At 76.6% G+C, this 19,170-nt stretch carries 15 protein-coding genes; 10 read left to right on the top strand and 5 right to left on the bottom strand.

From position 1 onward, the window contains the following. Positions 1-40 precede the first annotated feature (40 nt). Both ACGFMM_RS18225 and ACGFMM_RS18220 read left to right on the top strand, forming a co-directional pair. On the top strand, positions 41-1,033 hold the full coding sequence (locus ACGFMM_RS18225; RefSeq protein WP_393647364.1) for an N-acetylglucosamine kinase: 993 nt from the start codon (positions 41-43) through the stop codon (positions 1,031-1,033). 95 nt (positions 1,034-1,128) lie between these two features. Continuing rightward, entirely contained in the window at positions 1,129-2,046 is a 918-nt protein-coding gene (locus ACGFMM_RS18220) for a sirohydrochlorin chelatase (protein ID WP_393647363.1), read from the top strand. Positions 2,047-2,119: 73 nt separating this feature from the next. On the opposite strand, the gene ACGFMM_RS18215 is transcribed toward ACGFMM_RS18220, so the two are convergent. Together ACGFMM_RS18215 and ACGFMM_RS18210 are read right to left on the bottom strand one after the other, a co-directional pair. Next, positions 2,120-3,385, bottom strand: coding sequence for a lactonase family protein (locus tag ACGFMM_RS18215; RefSeq protein WP_393647362.1), 1,266 nt, complete (start codon positions 3,383-3,385; stop codon positions 2,120-2,122). Between the two features lie 63 nt (positions 3,386-3,448). Next, entirely contained in the window at positions 3,449-4,954 is a 1,506-nt protein-coding gene (locus ACGFMM_RS18210; RefSeq protein WP_393647571.1) for an FUSC family protein, read from the bottom strand. A 386-nt stretch (positions 4,955-5,340) separates the two neighbouring features. On the opposite strand from ACGFMM_RS18210, the gene ACGFMM_RS18205 reads away from it, so the two are divergent. The 6 genes from ACGFMM_RS18205 (at position 5,341) to ACGFMM_RS18180 (ending at position 13,864) form a co-directional block, all read left to right on the top strand. Then, positions 5,341-5,670: a hypothetical protein gene (locus tag ACGFMM_RS18205; RefSeq protein ID WP_393647361.1), complete on the top strand. Its 330-nt coding sequence runs from the start codon at positions 5,341-5,343 to the stop codon at positions 5,668-5,670. Positions 5,671-5,789: 119 nt separating this feature from the next. Further along, a complete protein-coding gene (locus ACGFMM_RS18200; RefSeq protein WP_393647360.1) occupies positions 5,790-8,066 on the top strand; it encodes an FUSC family protein in 2,277 nt (758 codons plus the stop codon). A gap of 51 nt (positions 8,067-8,117) precedes the next feature. Then, positions 8,118-8,756: a LysE family translocator gene (locus ACGFMM_RS18195; RefSeq protein WP_393647359.1), complete on the top strand. Its 639-nt coding sequence runs from the start codon at positions 8,118-8,120 to the stop codon at positions 8,754-8,756. Between the two features lie 117 nt (positions 8,757-8,873). Then, positions 8,874-9,125 (top strand): EF-hand domain-containing protein, encoded by a 252-nt coding sequence (locus ACGFMM_RS18190; RefSeq protein ID WP_393647358.1) that lies wholly within the window; start codon positions 8,874-8,876, stop codon positions 9,123-9,125. An 82-nt stretch (positions 9,126-9,207) separates the two neighbouring features. Beyond that, positions 9,208-9,684 carry an Lrp/AsnC family transcriptional regulator gene (locus tag ACGFMM_RS18185; protein ID WP_393647357.1) on the top strand — a complete coding sequence of 159 codons (477 nt, stop codon included), beginning with the start codon at positions 9,208-9,210 and terminating at the stop codon, positions 9,682-9,684. A 58-nt stretch (positions 9,685-9,742) separates the two neighbouring features. After that, a complete protein-coding gene (locus ACGFMM_RS18180) occupies positions 9,743-13,864 on the top strand; it encodes a HEAT repeat domain-containing protein (RefSeq protein ID WP_393647356.1) in 4,122 nt (1,373 codons plus the stop codon). 4 nt (positions 13,865-13,868) lie between these two features. Here ACGFMM_RS18180 and ACGFMM_RS18175 read toward each other — a convergent pair whose 3' ends face one another. Together ACGFMM_RS18175 and ACGFMM_RS18170 are read right to left on the bottom strand one after the other, a co-directional pair. Continuing rightward, a complete protein-coding gene (locus ACGFMM_RS18175) occupies positions 13,869-14,621 on the bottom strand; it encodes a hypothetical protein (RefSeq protein ID WP_393647355.1) in 753 nt (250 codons plus the stop codon). A 127-nt stretch (positions 14,622-14,748) separates the two neighbouring features. Continuing rightward, entirely contained in the window at positions 14,749-15,030 is a 282-nt protein-coding gene (locus ACGFMM_RS18170) for a hypothetical protein (protein WP_393647354.1), read from the bottom strand. Positions 15,031-15,186: 156 nt separating this feature from the next. Here ACGFMM_RS18170 and ACGFMM_RS18165 point away from each other — a divergent pair, with 156 nt between their 5' ends. Together ACGFMM_RS18165 and ACGFMM_RS18160 are read left to right on the top strand one after the other, a co-directional pair. Further along, on the top strand, positions 15,187-16,353 hold the full coding sequence (locus tag ACGFMM_RS18165; protein WP_393647353.1) for a PP2C family protein-serine/threonine phosphatase: 1,167 nt from the start codon (positions 15,187-15,189) through the stop codon (positions 16,351-16,353). Positions 16,354-16,430: 77 nt separating this feature from the next. Further along, positions 16,431-17,399, top strand: coding sequence for a tellurite resistance/C4-dicarboxylate transporter family protein (locus tag ACGFMM_RS18160; protein WP_393647352.1), 969 nt, complete (start codon positions 16,431-16,433; stop codon positions 17,397-17,399). Positions 17,400-17,429: 30 nt separating this feature from the next. Here ACGFMM_RS18160 and ACGFMM_RS18155 read toward each other — a convergent pair whose 3' ends face one another. Then, positions 17,430-19,169: a hypothetical protein gene (locus tag ACGFMM_RS18155; protein ID WP_393647351.1), complete on the bottom strand. Its 1,740-nt coding sequence runs from the start codon at positions 19,167-19,169 to the stop codon at positions 17,430-17,432. Position 19,170: the final 1 nt, after the last annotated feature.

Genomic DNA, 19,170 nt, shown 5'->3' with positions numbered 1-19,170 from the left:
ACCGACACAGCCCGACCGCGCCGGGGATAGGGTGCGCGGCGTGGACAGTGCCGTGAGCGAGTGGGTGGTCGGGGTCGATTCGGGCGGTTCCGGGCTGCGGATCGCCTGCGCGGACCTGGCGGGCCGCGGGCCGGCGGAGACCGAGTCGACGCGCGAGCCGGTTCGCACCGGGCCTCGGGGAATCGACGCCGGTCATCTGCTGGAGCAGCTGCTGCCGGTCGTGGACGGCTTCCTGGGACGGCACGGCGGCCGGGTGGCCGCGGTGGCGGTCGGCGCCGCCGGCATGGCGACGCTCGGGGACGCGCTGCGGGCCGAGCTGCCCGGCGCCCTGGAGAAGGCGCTCGGGGTGCGCCGGCTGGTGCTGGCGGCCGATGCGGTCACCGCGTACGCGGGCGCGCTCGGGCAGCGGCCCGGGGCGGTCGTGGCCGGCGGGACGGGGCTGGTGGCGCTCGGCACCGATCTGCGCGGCTGGCGGCGGGCGGACGGCTGGGGCCATCTGCTCGGGGACTGCGGCAGCGGCGCGTGGATCGGCCGGGCCGGCCTGGAGGCGGCGCTGCGGGCGCACGACGGGCGGCGGGGCGGTTCGCCCGCGCTGCTGGCCCGCGCCGAGGAGCGGTTCGGACCGGCGGCCGGGCTGCCGGGCGCGCTGTATCCGCGTACCGACCGGCCCGCCGTGCTGGCCTCGTTCGCGCCCGACGTCGCGCGCTGCGCCGCGGACGGCGACCCGGTGGCGGCCGACGTGCTGCGGCAGGCGGCGGCGCACATCGCCGAGGCGGCGGCCGCGGCGTGCCCGGCGCCGGGCGACGAGCGGGCGGGCGGTGTCGAAGTCGCGCTGACCGGTGGGCTGTTCAGGCTGGGCGAGCCGCTGCTCGGCCCGCTGGAGGAGGAGCTGGCGGCGCAACTCCCGCACGCCCGGCGGGTGGCCGCGGCCGGCGATCCGCTGTCCGGCGCGGTCGCGCTCGCCGTGGCGCTGGCAGCCGGAGAGCTCCGGCTGCCGATGGACCCGAGACTGCTGTACGTACCCGAGCATTGACCCCGTAACAGGCAGGTCGGACAAACGCGGGCATCCGACGCCCAGTCGCACCTCACCGAACAGCCCGACGGTCAAAACCAGTAGCATGCGGCGCCATGAGCTCCCCCACTGGGCCCACTCCCGGGCTGCCCGTACGAATGCCGCGCCCCCGCCAGACCGGGCGGCACCGCCGACCCGAACCCGTGGCGGCGCCCGAGGGCGCTCCGACGCTTGTCCTGGCGGTTCCCGGCACGCCCTCACCGGCCATACGCTCCCTGGCCGAGGAAGTCGTCAGCATCGCCCGCTCCGAGCTGCCCGGCCTGGAGGCCGCGATCGGCTACGTGGACGGCGACGACACCGAGTACCCGACGCTCGGGACGGTCCTGACGCACGTCTCGGCCCTGCGCGCCCAGCGCTACGAGCTGGCCATGGCCGCGGGCCGCGAGGTCAGCGCACCCGACGGCCCGCCGGCGGTCGTGGTCCCGCTGCTCGCCGGCCCGGAGAGCGCGCTGATGCGCCGGATCCGCGAGGCCGTGCTGAGCAGCGGCTCGGGCGCGGAGCTGACCGATGTGCTCGGCCCGCACCCGCTGCTCGCCGAGGCGCTGCACGTGCGGCTCTCCGAGGCCGGTCTGGCCCGCGCCGACCGCGCCCGGCTGTTCACGGTGGCCACGGCCGCCGACGGCATCATCCTGGCGACGGTCGGCGGCGAGGAGGCCGTCCAGGCCGCCGGCATCACCGGCATGCTGCTCGCCGCGCGGCTGGCCGTCCCGGTGATCGCCGCCGCGCTGGACCAGGAGGGCTCGATCGCCTCCGTCGCCGAGCAGCTGCGCGGCGCGGGCTCGGCCCAGCTGGCGCTGGCCCCGTACCTGGTCGGCCCGGAGCTGGCCGAGGGCCTGCTCGACGAGGCCGCGAAGGAGGCCGGCTGCGCCTCCTCGGAGCCGCTCGGCGCGTACCCGGCGATCGGCAAGCTGGTGCTGTCGCAGTACGCGGCGGTCCAGGGCATCACGCTGCAGCAGGGGTCCCCGGCCCTCTGACGTCCACCGCACGACTGCCGCAGGGCCCGCGCCGGAAGTCTCCGGTACGGGCCCTGCGGCGTTCGTCGGCGCGTCAGGCGAGGACCACGCAGGTCGCCGCCGACACCGGGAGGGCGCCGGCACGGGCCGGGAGGCCCGTCGCCGGGTCGAGGTCGAACCAGGTCACGTCGCCGGAGCGCTCGTTGGCGACGTACAGCCGCCGCCCGGCGGGGTCCAGCGCCAGGTCGCGCGGCCAGTGGCCGCCGCACGGCACGGTGGCGACGAGCTCCGCGGCGTCCCCGGCGGCCGACAGGGCCAGGACCGCGAGGGCGTCACGGCCGCGGACCGCCACCCACGCGAACCGTCCCTCGGGGGCGACGACGATCCCGGACGGGTACCCGGGCGTCGCGAGCGCGGTCTCCCCCAGCGGCTCCAGGACGCCCGCCTCGGCGTCCCAGCGGCAGACGGTGACGACGGGGTCCAGCTCGTGCACGACGTACGCGTACGCGCCCGAAGGGTGGAACGCGAGATGGCGGGGCCCGCTGCCGGGTCGCAGGCCACACTCGTGGTGGAGCCGCAGGGCTCCCGTCGCCGGGTCGAGCGCGCAGACGCGGACGGAGTCCGTACCGAGGTCCACGGAGAGGATCCAGCGTCCGCCGGGATCCGCCACCACCTGATGCGCGTGCGGCCCGGCCTGCCGTTCCACGACGGGCCCGGACCCCTCGTGCCGCAGGACCTCCACGGCGGCGCGGGGCGAGCCGTCGGCGGCGAGCGGCAGCACGCTGACGCTTCCGGACGTGTAGTTGGCGGTCACCACGTGACCGGCGGCCACGCACAGATGGGTGGGCCCGGCCCCGCGTACGGGCGCGGCCGCGCCGAGGAGGCCCGGCGCGGCCCCGGAGACGTCGAAAGCGGCCACCGCCCCGTCGTCGGCCTCGGAGACGGCGTACAGGACGGCGTCGCGTCCGCCGGCGAGGAAGGACGGGTCCGCGACGGCGTCCGTCGCACCGGTCTCCTTCAAGGCCCCGGTGCCGGGGTCGACGTCGGCAACGACGACGCCCCGGCCGCCGGCCGAGGTGAACGATCCGATGAACGCCCGGACGGCGCCGGGCCGGGGTGGCGTGTGGGCGGCCGGTGCGGGCGCTCCGGCGCGCACCGCCGAGCCCGCGTCGGTCACGGGGCGGTCTCCCGGAGCGGTACCGGCGGCCGTACCGTCCTCGCCGGCGGCGCGGGCCGCGCCGCCCGCCATCGCCGCTTCGCCCGCCCGGCCTGCGGCGGTCGGGCGGTCGCCGGCGGACTCCTGCCCTCCGCCTGCTTCCCGCTCGCCGTCGGCCCGCCCTGCCGCGTCCTGGTCCGTCACAGCCTCTCCCCTCCGTGCGCCCGGTCTGCGGGCGACGGTAGCAGGCGGTCTAGACCAACGGGGTCAGGCGGCGACCCGGGGGGCGCGGGGCGAGGAGTTCAGCGGGGTCGCCAGCTCGGCCAGGGCCTTCTCAAGGCCGTGCAGATGGGCCAGGGCGGGCTCGCCCCGGTCCTTTGCGGCCTGCCCGTGGGCGGGGGCGGTCTCGTCCACGCGGCAGCAGCCCAGCTCGTCGGCCGTCAGGGCCTCCACGGCCTCCTCGACGCGCCAGCAGGCCGCAGCCAGGCGAGCGTCGTGCGCGGCGGAGGGGTCGGCCGCGACGGCCACCAGGCCGCGTACCTCGCGGGCGCAGTCGTCGAGCAGCTCGATCACGTGGCGGGCGCGGGCCTTGCGGGCACGGAACGGATTCAGCGGGTGCAGCAGCGGGGCGAGCGCCATCCGCACCCGGACCAGCAGCTGCTCCAGTTCGGCCGCGTGCGGGGCCGGGTCACCCTCGCGGTCGCCGGCCAGCCGGGCGATCGCCTCGGCGGTGGCGGCGTGCATGCTGTGCAGCGCCCGCTGGATCCAGGCGTGGTTGGTGGCGTGCGTGGTGATCGGCAGCACCAGCGCCACCGCCAGGGCGGCGCACACCGCGCCGACGCCCGTCTCGGCGAGCCGCAGCACCAGCAGCCCGGTGTCGAGGACGCCCAGCAGGCCGTACAGCGAGCTGGCCATGACCGTGACCGCGAGCATCATCCACGAGTACGAGACGGCCGCGGTGTAGAAGATCCCGAACACGCAGACCGCGACGAGAATCGCCGTCGGCGCGGGAGCGCCGTGCAGCGGGATGGCCATCAGCAGGCCGAACACGATGCCGACGACGGTGCCGAGGACCCGGCGGAAGCCGCGGACCAGGGTCTCGCCGCGCGAGGTCGTGTTGACGAAGATCCACCACACGGTGCCGACGGCCCAGTACCAGCGCTCGTCGGAGAGGAACTGCCCCACGACCAGCGCGACCGCGGAGGCGGCCGCGGCCTGGACGGCCTGCCGGGTGGTGGCACGGGCCAGGCCCGTGCCGGGCAGCGCCGGCGGGGCGGCCGCGGGCGGGGTACGGCGCTCGATCGGCCAGAGGACGAAGCGCGTCGCACTGGACGCGACGAGCGCCAGGACCACGGCCGCGTACAGCTCCGGGAGCTGGGCGGGCACGGCGTGCAGGAACTGCGTGCTGAAGAAGTTCATGAACGCGAAGATCCCGAGGGCATGGCCCCGGGGCCCCCAGCGCCGGGCGTAGACGCCGCAGAACACGACGAGCACGAACGCGGCGTCGCGCAGCTGCGGGAGGCCGTGCAGCGCCGTGGCCAGCGCCAGGACGGGGAAACCGGCCGCCGGAAGCAGCGCGGTCGTGACCGCCTGGGCGCGCACGCTCGCGTCGGTGACGGTGAACAGGGCGAGCAGCGCGGCGAGGCCGGCGACGATCGAGGCGACCAGCGACAGTCCCGCCGCCTGGGCGGCCCCGACGGAGAGGACGACGCCGAGCACGGCGCGCAGCGCGGTGCGCAGTCTCAGGAACCCCGGGTCCGGAGCCACGAACATCTTCTTCACGGCGGTGCGCCGCCCCCCTTGCAGTGGTGCGCGCCGTCCCGCTGCCGCCCGGGGTGGTGGGCCGCGCACGGACACGACGAAGGCACCGCGGTCCGGAGGCGGCGTCGTTGCCGTCCGGCGCTGCGGCGCCAGGAAGTGGTTGGATGCCCCGAGGATAACGGCGGGGACACAACTGGCTCAACACGAGCGTGGACCGCTGGGCCAATGGCCCAGCGGATGCCTGCGCCGTCCGGCCACGAGTGGGCCATTGGAATGCGTCGGGCGGCACGGCGGCGCGTGCGGGCCGGACGGCGCGGGGCGCGCTTATCCTCGACATTGAGCGGCGCGCCGAATGCGGACGGACGCCGAACCCCCGGGGTCTGAACGGCAGGTGGGCCATGATCATCAGCCATGTCTTCGACGGCGACGGCGTCCTGCGCGTCACGATCCTCAAAGACCTCGACATCACCAATCGCGCGGCCGCCGCGCTGCAGATCGAGGCGCTGGTCTCGGCCCACCGCCCGAGCTCCGTCACCGTCGAACTCCCCGCCGGCACGCCCTCCCCGGCCACCCTCAGCGCCCTCGCCCGCGCCCAGCGGATGTGCCAGAGCCTGGCGATCCCGCTCACCGCCGGCGGCCCGGACGCGTCGGAGCCGCCGCTGGAGGGCATCGGCACCCGGAGCCCGGGCACACGACGGCTGACGTTCGGGGCACGGCAGGACAGGTGACGGCGCGGGCGGCCCAGCGGTGACGGCGCAGGCTGTCCAGCCGTACGCGGCGCACGCCGTTACGCCTGGGCGGGGGACGCCCGCGCGCGAGGGTCGCCGGTCCGGGTGATGCTGGTGGCATGGCCGGTGTCCCGAAGGCGCCGAGCGGGCCGGAGACGCCCCGGGCGTCGCGGCCCGCGGTGCCTGCCGGGTACCGCCGCGCGGCCCGCGGGGCGGTGCGCGTCACGGCCGCCGCGGGCGGCGGCTTCTACCTCTTCCTGTACGGCTCCGACTCCGTCACCGCCGCCACGTACGCGCTGTTCGCGCCGATCGCCCTCGGCGGGCTCTCGCGCATCCCCGGCACCGGGCGGCAGCGGGCCGCCGTGATGCTCCGGGCGGCGCCCTGGTCCTGGGCGCTGATCACGCTCGGCACGTTCCTCGCGGTGCGGACGTGGAGCGCGGTGGTGGGGATGCTGGTCGTCGGGTTCGCGCTGGCCTTCCTCGCGGTGTGCGGTCCGCGGCCGGCCGGGGCGGCGCCCGGCCTCCAACTGCTGTACATCCTGCCGTGCTTCCCGCCGTACGATCCCGGCTCCCTCGGGGAGCGGCTCGGCGGTGCGGCGGTGGGGCTCGGCCTGCTGATCCTGGCCGAGGCGTTCCTGTTCCCGGAGCCGGCCGCGCCGTCGTACGCGGAACGCGTCGCGGCGGCCGCAGGGCTCGCGGGGCGGTGCGCACGGGCCCTGGGCGCGCCGCCGTACGCGCTGACCGCGGAGGACGCGCGGGCGGCGCACGCCGCGGCGCAGTCACTGCGGCCGTCGCAAGTGCCGGAACAGGCCCGGCCCGCCGGGCCGGGCCTGCGGGACCGGGCCCTGGCGCACGCGGGCCTCGCGGCCCGCGCGGTGCTGAGCCGGCTGGCGCAGCTCGGGCCGCCGCCCCCGGGCAGCCGCCCGGCCGGGCCCGACGTGCCCGACGTGCTCGACGCGGTGGCGCGGGTGACGGAGCAGACGGCCTTGCGCCTGACGGACAGGCGGACGGGGAAGCCGGGCGGCGCGCAGGCGGACGGGCGGACGGACGCCCCCGGGCGGTGGCACGAGGAACTGGGCAGGGTCCGGACCGAGCTGGTCGCCGAGCCAAACCCCGCGTCCGGAGCCGGCGCCGCCCCGGCGCTCCGGCGGCGCGCCTCGCTGCTCGCCGTCGTGGACGCCACGCTGGCCCTGTCGATGGCCGCCTCGCTCGCCGTGCGCGGGCGCGCCGCCGGGGCGGTCGCCTCACCGGGCCGCTTCTGGTACGCGTCCAAGCGCGCCCCGGAGCTCTGGTGGCACCGGCTCGCCGGCAACGTGGGCCAGCGGTCGGTGCACTTCCAGAACGCGGTGCGGATCAGCCTGGCGCTGGCGGCGGCCCGGCTGATCGCCGGGGTGGACACGCTGCCGCACGGTTTCTGGGCGCTCCTCGCGACGCTGACGCTGACCCGGACCACGGTGACGGAGACACGGGTGACGGTGCGGCAGGCGCTGACCGGGACGCTGTGCGGGGCCGTGGTGGCGGCCGGGCTGCTGATCGCGGCGGGCTCGGACACGACGGTGTACGCGGTGATCATGCCGTTCGTGATGCTCTGCGCGTTCACGGTGGGCCCGGTCAAGGGCGTGGGGTGGGCGCAGGCGCTGTTCACGGTGGTCGTGTCGCTGGCGTTCGCGCAGTTGGCCCACTCGACGTGGCAGCTGGCCGAGTTCCGGATCCTGGAGGTGCTGGCCGGCAGCGCCATCGGGGCGGTGTTCGGGCTCCTCGCGTGGCCGCGGGGCGCGCACGACGAGCTGCGGCGGTCGGGCGCGGCGCTGGTACGGGCGACGGCGGAGATCGTGGTGGCCACGGTCGCGGCGGTGGTCGCGGGCGGGGTCCGCGAGCCGCGGGCCACCGCGCCGGGGCACCGGTCGCTGCAGCACAACCTGATCCTCGCGGAGTCGGCGTTCGCCCAGTTCCAGAGCGAACCGGACGGCGCCGGCCACGGCGGCGGGCCGGCGCAGGCCGGGGCGGGGCCGGCCGCGGAACCGGACTGGCAGGCCGGCCTGATGATGGGCCACCACACCCTGTGGGGCTCGGACCGGCTGCTCGTACCGCCCCCGCCGCCCGCCGGACCGGACGGGCCGACGGTGGCGCCTCCGCTGGGCCGGGAGGCCGCGGCGGGGCTGCTGCGGCTCGGCGACCGGGTCGCGGGGCGGATGCTGCTGGTCTCGGCGGCGGCCGACCCGGGCGGCGACACCCCCGAGACCCCGGTCCAGCTCCGCGACCCGGCCGTCGCGAGCTTCGAGGCGGAACCGGCGGACGCCTCACCGGCGTACTACGTGGCCGTGTCGTGGCTGGACGGCCTGGTCTCCGACCTGGAACGCATCACGGGCGGCGGACGGGGCGGCGACGCGACTTAGGAGCCCGATACGCCGGGCGCCAAGAACACGGCGTCGCATAGGGTCTCGGCCATGGAAACCGGTACCGCGCTCTGGTCGTTCGCCCTCGTCGTCGGGCTGCTCACCCTCACGCCCGGTCTCGACACCGCGCTCATCCTGCGCACCTCGGCGGTCGGCCACCGCCGCCGCGCCTGGGGCGTGGTCCTCGGCATCCAGGCCGGCACCCTCACCTGGGGCGCGCTCACCTCGCTGGGCGTGACCGCCCTGCTGACCGCCTCCCAGCTCGCGTACGAGCTGCTGCGCTGGGCGGGCGCGGCGTACCTGGTGTGGGTGGGCGCGCGCATGCTGTACGACACGGTGCGCCGCGGCCTGCCGGACGTGCCGGACGAGTACGCGCCGGACACGGCCGCCGACTCGCTGGGCGCCGGTTTCCGTCAGGGCGCCCTGACGAACCTGCTGAACCCGAAGGTCGGCGCGTTCTACGTGGCCGTCCTGCCGCAGTTCATCCCGCCGGGCGAGGGCCACTTCACGATGGGCCTCCTGCTGACGTCCGTCCACATCGCGCTGGGCCTGGTCTGGTCGGCCGCCCTCATCGCCTGCGCCCGCGCCTTCCGCACCTGGCTCAGCCGTCCCCGCGCCCGCCTCGTCATGGACCGCGTCACCGGCACGGTCATCGCCGGCTTCGGCATCCGCCTGGCCCTGTCGGACTAGGCTTTCGGGTGGGGTGGGAGAGGTGTGGGGCGTGGTTCGCAGCGGATCACGTGTGAACCTCACGCCGCTGGGGCGCGTCCTTCCCGACGAGCCCGTGAAACCCGAAAGGAACCCCCGATGAGCGAGAAGGCCCGCAAGCTGTTCGACGCGCTGGACCTCGACAGCGACGGCACCCTCACCCGGGTCGAGGTGATCACGGCGCTGCGGTCCAAGGGTCCGACGCTGGCCGCGCAGGGGATGCTGCCGTTCTGGGGGCTCGGCGACCCCGACGCCGCCTCCGCGCTGTTCGACGCGGCGAACCAGGACGGCGACGACGTGCTGAGCTTCGAGGAGTTCGCCAAGGAGATCGACCGGCGCTTCGGCTGGTGAGCCCGCGTCCGCGCGGCGTCCCCGCTGGGCCATTGGTACGGTCGAAGGGCCGGAAACCTGGCCATGAGGAGGACCGCGCACCGTGGCCGTCGACACGCTGGACACCCGCATCCTGCGGCTCCTGATCGAGCAGCCGCGCACCAGCGTGCGCGAGTACGCGCGGATCCTCGGCGTCGCCCGGGGCACCCTCCAGGCCCGTATCGACCGCATGGAGCGGGACGGCGTGATCACCGGGACCGGCCCCGTCCTGTCCCCCGCCGCCCTCGGCCACCCGGTGCTCGCCTTCGTGCACATCGAGGTGACGCAGGGGCGTCTCGACGAGGTCGGCGACGCCCTCGCCGCCGTCCCGGAGATCGTCGAGGCGTTCTCGATCACGGGCGGCGGCGATCTGCTGACCCGGGTCGTCGCCCGCGACAACGGGCATCTGGAGGACGTGATCCAGCGGCTGATCAACCTGCCCGGTGTGGTCCGCACCCGCACCGAGATGGCCCTGCGTGAACGGGTCCCGCACCGCCTGCTCCCGCTGGTCGAGGCGGTCGGCCGGGACGCCGGCACATGAGCCCGGTCCCGTCGAAAAGCTCGTGTCGCCCCTGCGGCGTGGATCGTACGATCCCGGGGTGATCGATCCCCCGCGCCCGTCCTCGTCCGGCCTTCCTCCCGTCACCCCCGAGCAGGCGCTGGCCGTGGCCGGGACCGACGCGGAGACGCTTCCCGACTGGCGGGAGTGGCCCTCCGAGGTGCTCGTCCCGGCGGTGCGCGTCGCGCTGCTGCGCGCCGAACTCGCGCGGGACCCCGGGGTCTTGGGGCGCGAGCAGCGCGGGGAGGCGCTGTATCAGGCCGTCCGGTCCACGGACCTGGGCGCGGTGCGCGGGCCCGCCGGGCTCGTCGAGGGGCTCGCGGGCAGCGGGGACCCCGTCCTGGAGGGCGAGGCGCTGCGGCTGGCCCGGGAGGGACTGCGGGCGCAGGTGCTCGGCCCGGAGCGCGTGCGCGGGGTGCTGCTCCGGCTGCTGGACTCGGCCGCAGCGGCCGTCGTAGCGGGCGCCCTGGCCGAACTCACCGAACCCTGGGCCGCGTTGGAGCCGCTGCCGGCGGCCCGGCCGGCCGCCCTGCTCGACGGGCCGACCCCGATCGCGGAGGCCGCGCTCGCGGCCGCCGCCGCGCACGGCCACGGCGAACTGCTGCTCCGGACCGCGGCGGACCGGGACCGGCCGGGCCTCGTACGACAGCGGGCGCTCGCGCAGTACGGGGAGACCGCTCGGCGGGACGACGTGCCGGGCGTACTGGCCCTCGCCGCCGAGGATCCGCTGCTGCTGGGCGCGGCGGCCGTGGACTGTCTGCGCGCCCTGCACCGGCGCGGCCACTTCGCCACCGACGCCGACGTCCCGGCCGTACTCGCCCTCGCCCTGGCCGACCACGGCATCCCGGCGCGCGCGGTCGCGACGGTCCTGTACACAAGCCGGCACACGCTCCTCCGCCTGCTGCTCGACACCGCACCGGACGACCCGAGCCTGCCGCGCCGCCTCGACCTGCTGGTGGCGCTCGACGCGCAGGGGGCGACCGGCCTTCCGGCCGCCGCGGAAGTCGCCGCGCTGCTGCCGACGGCCCCGGCGCCCGGCCCGTTCCTGGCCGCGCTCCGCGCCCTGCGCGCCCCCGAGACCGAGGCCGCGGTCCTCGCCGTCCTGCCGCAGGCACCGGCCGACGCCCTCGACGCGCTGGAGGCCGTCGGCGGCGAGCGGACGGTCCGGGTCCTCGCCGAGGGCCTCGGGCTCGACACGGCCGAACCGTCCACGATCGGACCGGAGTTGCGCGCCGTGAGCGACCGGGCCCTGGAGCTCCTCTGGCTCCTGACCACCGACCCGGACCTCCGCCGCCGCATCCTCGTCCGGCTGGACCCGAACCGGCTCCCGGAGCGGATCGCCGCGGACCTCGGCGGCCCCGACGAGCACGAACTCGCCGTTCTGGCCTCCCACCTGGACCCGGACAAGCCGGTCGCCGCGTTCCGCCGCCTCGCCGCCCACGGCGGCCCGGGCACCCTGCCCGTACTCGCCGACCTCCTGCTCCGCATCGCCGGCGAACCGGCTCCGGCCGGGGAGTCCCCCGTGCCGCCGGAGGCGGTGGAGGCGCTGTGCGGCCTCGGCCGACGGCTGCACGCACGCGGACGCATCCGCCCGGCGGCACTGCTGGACGCGGCCGACGCCGAGGCCGCCGGGCAGGCGGTCGCCGCCGACCTGGTGCTCGGCCTGGTGGAGCGGGACGGGGTCGGCGCCGCCGAACAGGCCGTACTCCTCCATGTCCTGCTCGGCCTGCCACGCGCACCGCAACAGCCGGTCCGCGCCCGTGTGCACCGACTGCTGCGCCACCCCGACCGCCATGTGCGCAAGCACGCCGTCGCGCTGCTCGCCCGGGACGCCTCCGGCGACGGGGTCGAGGCCGTGTCGGCGGGGCTGCTCACGCTCACCGGGCCGGCGCAGGACCCGGAGACCGTACGGCAGACCCTGGCCGCCCTCGGGGCGGCCGGGGCGCGCTGGGCGGCGGGGGCGGTCGCCGACTGCCTGGACCATCCGGTCATGAGCGTCCGCAAGGCCGCCGCCGGGGCTCTGGCCACGGCGGGGACCGCGGAGGCCGTGCCCCACGTCCTGCGGCACCTCGGCCGCAGCGACAACCCCGGCCTGCGGCGGCTCCTCGTCGGGGCGCTGCGCGCGCTGCTCGGCGACGCCTTCGGGGCGACCGTCGAGGCGGCCGCGCGCCGCGAGCCCGACGAGCGCGTCCGCGCGCGTCTGGTCTCCGCGACGTCCCGAACCACGCCCGATCCGTGCGACCTCGACCGGCTGGCGGAGCAGGGGTGGGATCCGGAACGCGCACTGAGCCTGATCGAGCGTCAGTCCGGGAGGCTTCGCTCATTCGGGATGCTTCGCCTACGGGTGTACCTCTCCGACTGGCTGGCGCTGGCGGCCCGTTCGCCGGACATCCGCCGCACCGTACTGCGTCACCTGCTGACCGAGATCTGCACCGCTCCCTGGCAGCCCCACGAGCGGGCCGCGTTCGCGCGCTCCCTCCCGGTGCTGCTCGACGGCCTCGCGGAGTCGGAGGGCGAGGAACGGGACCGGCTGATCGAGGCGGTCGAGGCGGTCGCACCGGAACTGCCGGAGACCGCCGCGGTCCGCGTCGCCGCCGCCGTACGCACCCTGCCTCCCCGGCCCCCGGGCCGCCGCTCGACGCTGCCCCTGCTCGGGCTGTGCGGCGCTGTCGTGGTCCGCGCCGACCTCGACCGCGAGCTCGCGTCCACGGCCCTCTCCCCCACCCCCGACGCGGCGCGGACCCGGCTGCTCCGGGAGGCGTTCGGGGTCACCGGGACGGACGGCGGCGCCCCGTGGCGCGACGAACTCGCCGCCGCCGCACGGAGCGTGGCGGACCTGGCCGCGTTCCGCGCCCGGGCGGACCTCGGCTGCTCCCGGGCGCTGCTCGTCGCGCTGATCGACGTACAGGCCGACGCCTCGCCCGCCGTCCGGTCCGCGCTCCTCGACTGGATGACGGACCTTCAGCCGCTGGGGCTCCCGGCCTGGACGCTCGCCGAGGCGGCCCAGGCCCCGGTCGACGATCTCCGGCAGCCGAGCCCCGCCGACCTCAACCAGCCCCGGTCCGCGGCCCAGCGCGAACGGCTGCTCGCCATGCTCGCCTCGGACGTGCCCGAACAGCGGGACACCGCCGCGCGCACACTCCTGACGTGGCCCGAGCCGGAGACGCGCGCTGCGGTACTCGACCTCTGTCTGCGCGGCACCGTCGGCGTCCCGCAGGGGCCTCTCCTGTCGGAGCTGCGCCGCGCCGTCACCGAAGCCGACCCCGGTTCCCTCCTCGAACCTCCGATCCGGGCCGAGCGGCTCGCGGCCCTCGTCTCCGGCCTCGACGACCGCCGGTCGGCACCCCTGCTGCCGGTACTCCTCCACCTGTGGGAGCACGGTCCGGCGGCCGCCCGCGGCCCTGCCGCGGACGCCTTGCGGCGACTGCCCGCGGACCTCCTCGCCCTGCACCTGGAGGCGCGGATCACCGCCGGGGCGACGGGGCTGCTCGCCCTCCTCGCCGACCGCCCGCTCCTGCGTACGCCCGCGCTGAGCCGCCTGCGGGAGCGGCACCCCGACGCGCGGCTCGTCCTCGTGGACGGCCCGCTGCGCGGCCCGGAAGCCACCGCGCAGGACGCGGACGCGCTGCGGACCCTGCGCGAGCGCGCCCCGGTCGCGGACGTGCGGCCGCCGTCGCGCGAGGAGCTGGTCCTGCGACTCCGGTCCGACGACGGGAAGGAGGTCCGCCGCGCCCTCACCCATGTCACCGAGCACGCCACAGCCCTGGAGCAGCCGGAACTCACCGCCCTGCTGCGCGGCGTGCTCACCCACGCCGACACCGCGACGCGGCTCCACGCGCACCGCGTCTCGCGCGCGCTGCTCGACCGCGAGACCCATCTCGGGCTCACCGAGGTCCTGCTGGACGACCCGCAGCCGAACGTCGTGCGCAGCGCGGTCCGGGTGCTCGGACAGGCCCGCTGGCAGCCGGCCGTGCCCGCGTTCACCGTGCTGCTCGACCACGGGCACGCCACGGTACGGCGGGCCGCGGAGGAGGCGCTGGTCCGCGTCGGCCCGGCCGCCGTGCCGGTGCTGCGGCGCGCCGAGTCCCGCGCGCGGCCGGACCGCCGCGGTCGCTACACGAAGCTGCTGGCCCGCGTGGCGGAACAGGAACCGCCGCACTGAGCCGTCACGTCGCCGGACCCGGCTCGGCGCGCAGCAGCCGCAGGAACGCCTTCAGGCCGGCGATGATCTCCTCGTTGTCGCCGAGCCGGTCCACGGTCGCCTCGAACTCGCGGGCCAGGGAGGTGATCCGCCGGTCCGTGTCGTCCGTGCGCGCGTACAGGGAGGCGCTCAACGCGTCGACGGTGCGGCGGAGTTCGGCGAGCGTGCGGTACTGCTCCTCGGTCTTGGCTTCGAGGAGTTCCATGCCGGCGAGGAGGCGGGCGACCTCCGCGCGCACCTCCACGACGTCGTCGCGCGGGTAGGTCACGTCCTTCAGCAACACGCCGAGCCTGCGGCGCAGTTGGCCGAAGTACGCCCCGGCGGGCCGGAAGAAGGTGCTGAGCAGGAAGAATCCGGCGAACCAGTAGCCGGTCGCGTTCCCCGTCGCCCAGGTCAGCGCGACGACCAGTCCCGCCGTCACCACATGTCCGGCGATCGCCGCCCGCAGCGTCGCGCGGGCGATCCGCGCGGCCTCGGCGTCCCGCGCCTCCGGGACGTCCAGCCCCTTCTCCCGGCTGATCGCGATCTCGGCCAGCACCGTGTGGGCACGGAAGTACAGGTTCCACGGCAGCGTCAGCAGCACGAGCAGCCACAGCAGCGCGACCACCCCGGCCGCTGCGCCCAGCACCACGCCGGCCGGCGCGCCGACCGCGTACGCGCCCACGAGTACGCCCGCGACCCCCGCAACCGCGAGGACCGCCCCGAGCACCTTCCCCATGTCCGCCCCCTCACCTCGGGCCCCAGCGTGGGGCCCGGACCGCGCGGGCGGCATGAGTACGGATACTCAACTCGCGCGTGCGTGCTCTCGTCCTCGACCGTGGGCCGGCTCTCGGGGACGGTGCCGGTCAGTAGTGGCGCGGCGACATCACCTGCGGCTCCGCGTCCGGCGGGGCGGTGAGGAAGCACCGGGGCATGCCCGGGCCCGGGGTGACGTGCACCGCGACCGGGGTCGGCGGGTCGGTGGGCAGTTCCACGTCGACGACGACGGGACGGTCGTGCAGGGTGGTGGCGTGGCCCGTCTCCTTGCCGTCGACGAGCACCTCCACCACGGACGTGTGTCCCGTCTGGACGGTGACGCTCACGGAGTGACCGGCGTGGTCGACGTGGAAGTGATGCCGTCGTCTCATTTGCTCCTCCGACCGCACGGGACCGCCGACGCCCCTTCTTCAGCGTAGGAGGCCGGAGCCCGGCGCGCAGCCGAGTTCCGCGGGCCGCACGGCGCCGCGCGATGTGCAACGGTATGTCGGTAAGCCCGTACGCCCACCCTCCTGTATGCAAGTGCCATGGACCCCTCGCAGCGACTCGACTCCCCGCGCTTCCCGCGGCGCCGCGCCGCTCCCTGGCTGCTCGGGTTCTCGTTCGCGCTGATCGCCGTGGTGACGGTGGTGGACATCCTGGCCCCGCCCGAGGTCCATCTGGGGCCGTTCCTGGTGGCCGCGCCGGCCCTGACCGCGTCGTTCGCGGGGGCGTGGACGACGGCGCTGGTGGGCGCGGTGGCGGTGCTGGCGCAGGTCGTGGTGGCCGTCGTGCGGACGAGCCTGACCGACCTCAACCACACCTACCAGATCCTCGCCCTGATCCTGATCTCCGTGGTGGTCACCTTCTTCGCCCATCTGCGCGAGCAGCACGAGAGCAAGGTGTCCCGGCTCCGCTCGATCGCCCAGGCCGCGCAGGGAGCGGTGCTGCACCCGTTGCCGCGCCGCTCGGGGCCGCTGGGCATCGCGTCGGTCTATCTGGCCGCCGAAGAGGAGACGCTGATGGGCGGCGACCTGTACGCGGCGACGCGCACGGCGTCGGGGACCCGGCTGCTCATCGGGGACGCCCGCGGCAAGGGGCTGGACGCGATCAGCGAGGCGTCGCTGGTCATGGGCGCGTTCCGGGTGTCGGCGGGACGGGCGGGCGAGCTGCCGGAACTGGTGGCGAGCCTGGAGGCGGGCGTCGGCACGGCGCAGTACGCGGGCGGCGGGGCGGCCGACGGGGACACGGAGGCGGAGTTCGCCCGCGAGGAGGCGTTCGTGACCGCGCTCGTCCTGGACATCCCGGACGACGAGCTGGTGGTCCGGGTGGCGAACTGCGGCCATCCGCCGCCGCTGATCCTGCGGGAGGGCCGGGTCGTGACGCTCACCAGCAGCGCGCCGAGCCCGCCGCTGGGCATGACCGCGGTGCTCGACCCGGACGTCGTCGTCGAGTCCTTCCCGTTCTGTGTGGGCGACGTGCTGCTGCTGTACACGGACGGGGTGGTCGAGGCCCGAGACCGGACGTCGCGGGCGTTCTACCCGCTGACGGAGCGGCTGCCGGCCTGGGCCGGGGACAGCCCCGGCGAGCTGCTGCGCCGGCTCTCCGAGGACCTGACCGGCTATGTCGGCGGGCGGCTCGGCGACGACGCGGCCCTGGTCGCCGTGGAGCGGCGCGCGCCGGCGGCCGCGCCCTTGGCGCACGGGACCTCCTGAGCCGCCCGCCCGGCGGGCCTCACCCGAACGGATCGCGGATGCGGGCGGGGAGCGGGGCGGGCGGGTGCGATGGAGCCATGAACGAGGGTGCCGTGAGCGGGCGCGAGCCCTGGTGGTCGCGGCTGCCGCCGGTGGCCGGGGCGGCGGTGATGGCGTCGGCGATCCTGTCCGTCGGGCTTCAGCCGGCCGGTTTCGAGGTGCTGTCGGTCGTGGCGCTGTGCCTGGCCGGCGCGCTGTGGCTGCTGCTCGCGGCCGCGTTCGCGACCCTCGCGGTACGGGACCGGGGGCAGTGGTCGGCCCGGGCGGACACCCCGCCCGCGCTCACCGCGGTGGCCGCGACGACCGTGCTCGGCGTCCGGCTGGCGCTGCTGGGCTGGACGGCGGCGGCGACGCTGCTGCTGGTGCTCGCGGCCGCGGTCTGGCCGTTCCTGCTCACGGGGGTGCTGCGGCACCTGCGCCGCGGGGCGCCCGGGGCGGTGTTCCTGGTGTGCGTGGCGACGGAGGGTCTGGCGGTGCTCGCGGCCGTGCTCGCGCCGGACCTCGGGGACTGGCCGGCGTGGACGGGCCTGGTGCTCTTCGTCCTCGGCCTGGCGCTGTACGTGGACGCGCTGGTCCACTTCGACCTTCGCCAGGTCCTGACGGGCTCCGGCGACCACTGGGTGGCGGGCGGCTCGCCGGCGATCTCGGCGCTCGCCGCGTCCAAGCTGGCGGCGTCGGGCGTGTGGTCGGGAGCGGCCCGCACGGCGCTGGAGACGACCGCGTTCGTGCTCCTCGGCCTCAGCCTCGCCTGGTACGCGGTGCTGCTGCCGGCGGAGGCGCTGCGCCGCCGTCCCGCGTACGACATCCGCCGCTGGGCGACGGTCTTCCCGCTCGGGATGACGGCGGTCGCCGCCCTGTCGACGTCGGCGGCGACCGGCGTCGCCTGGCTGGACACGCTGGGCCGGATCCTGCTGTGGATCGCGGTGGCGGGCTGGCTGATCACGCTCGTCGCACTGTTCCGGAGCAGACGGCGGACAGCGGGGGCACGGGCCACCTCGGCACTGTGAAGGTGCAGGGACAGTGGCCGTTCGCCGGGGTCAGAGGCCGAGGGGCGGGAGTTCGCTCTTGGGGTCGGTGGCGTCCTCGCGCAGGGAGTCCTTCAGGGCCGCGCGCAGGGTGCGCCGGGCGACCAGCCGGGCCTTCGGGACGTCGGCGAGGATCTCGTACCGCTCGCCGTACGCCTCCGGGAGCGCGGGCAGCCGGAGGGCCGCGAGCGCCGCGTCGAGGGGGCCGCGGTCCGTGTCAGGGGCGCGCAGGGCGGCGGTGACGCGCTGCCGGTCGCCCTTCGGGAAGGCGGCGACGAGTGCGGCGGCGGCCTGGTCGGCCTCGTCCTGGGCGGGGATGCCGTCCGCGCCGTGCCAGTAGTGGCCGGCGACGAGCGCGCGCTTGTGGACGAGACTCAGGCCGTACCGGCCGGCGACCCGGGACACCACCAGCACCGGCCAGGGCTCGCCCGTCGTGAACGAGCGGGCGAGCCGGACGAGATCGCCCTCGCCGAGCAGGGTCCGGCGCAGCCCGGACCGACCGCCGCGCTTCCCGGCGGCCGGTTCCTGCGAGGGGGCCGGCTCCACGAGGGTGATGCCGGTGCCGAGGAGCGGCGCCATGCGGTACGTGACGCCGGTGAGCGCCACGGCCTCGGTGACCTCGCGCATCGTCGCCGGGACGAGGGCCAGTTCGTGGCGCGCGCCGCCCGCGTCGACGGCGGCGGCGTCCGGCTCGGGCGGGCTCACCGTGCCGCCGAAGAACGGGGTGTCCTGGGCGACCTGGCCGCGCGCGCCCGTGCGGAACTCGAAGAAGGCGGCGGGGCCGCCGAGGTAGGCCCAGGGGTGGCCGGTGGCGTGCCGGCCGATCGCCCGGAACACCTCCAGGATCTCGGCGGCGGGCCGGCCGTCGCGGATCAGCGCCCAGGCAAGGTGGTTGCGGACCGCGGCCAGGCGCCGGTCGCCGGCCGGACGGGTCGCGGACAGCGCGCGGGCCTCGGCGACGGCCCGGTCGACGCGGTCCTGGGCCAGGGGGCCGTACTTGGTGGTCTCGTCGCCGTCGAGGCTCTCGTCCAGGGCCAGTTCGGAGAGCGCGACGACGGGCAGGCCGCGCAGCGGGTGCCCGGCGGGGCTCGCGGCGGCCGCGCGCTCGGCGAAGGCGAACATCTCCTCGTGCGAGCCGTGCCACTTGGCGGCGAGGTACTGCACGGCGCGCGCGTGCGCGGCCCAGTTGTACGGGTCGAGGGCCAGCGCGCTCGCGAGGTGGTCGTCGAAGGTCTCGCGCGGCGCGGACGCGCCGGTGTCGTGGGCGAGGACCGCCGCCCAGGGGGTGGGGTCGCCCTGGTTGAGCGCGACGGCCTCCTCGAGGACGGGAACGGCGTCGGCGAGCAGTGCCCGGAACCCGGCGAACTGCTCGGCCGAGACCTGCGCGGCGCGCGCTCCGGTGCGCACGGCCCAGGCCTGCGCGACGGCCGCCTCGGCCCGTACGAGGGCCACGTCCCGGTCGCCGGGCCTGCGGGCCCACCAGTCCTCGAGCCGGCCCGGGCTCTCCAGGAGCGTCTCGGCGAGGTCGCGGGCGGCAGCGCCCCGGACGTCCCACCGGCCCTCCGCGCGGGTCTGCGCGAGCAGTTCCTCGGCCGGTTCGAACCGGCCGCGCCGTACGGCCTCGCACGCCGCCCGCACCTGCGGGTCCGGCGCGTCGAACTCCACCTCGTCGTCCGCCGGCAGCCCGGCCCCGGTCGCCCCGAAGTGCCGCAGCATCCGGGGCAGCCCCAGCAGTCCGGGCAGACGTGGCATC

Source organism: Streptomyces sp. NPDC048604 (assembly GCF_043199435.1).
GTDB lineage: Bacteria > Actinomycetota > Actinomycetes > Streptomycetales > Streptomycetaceae > Streptomyces.
This window is presented reverse-complemented; position numbering and strand designations above follow the sequence as displayed.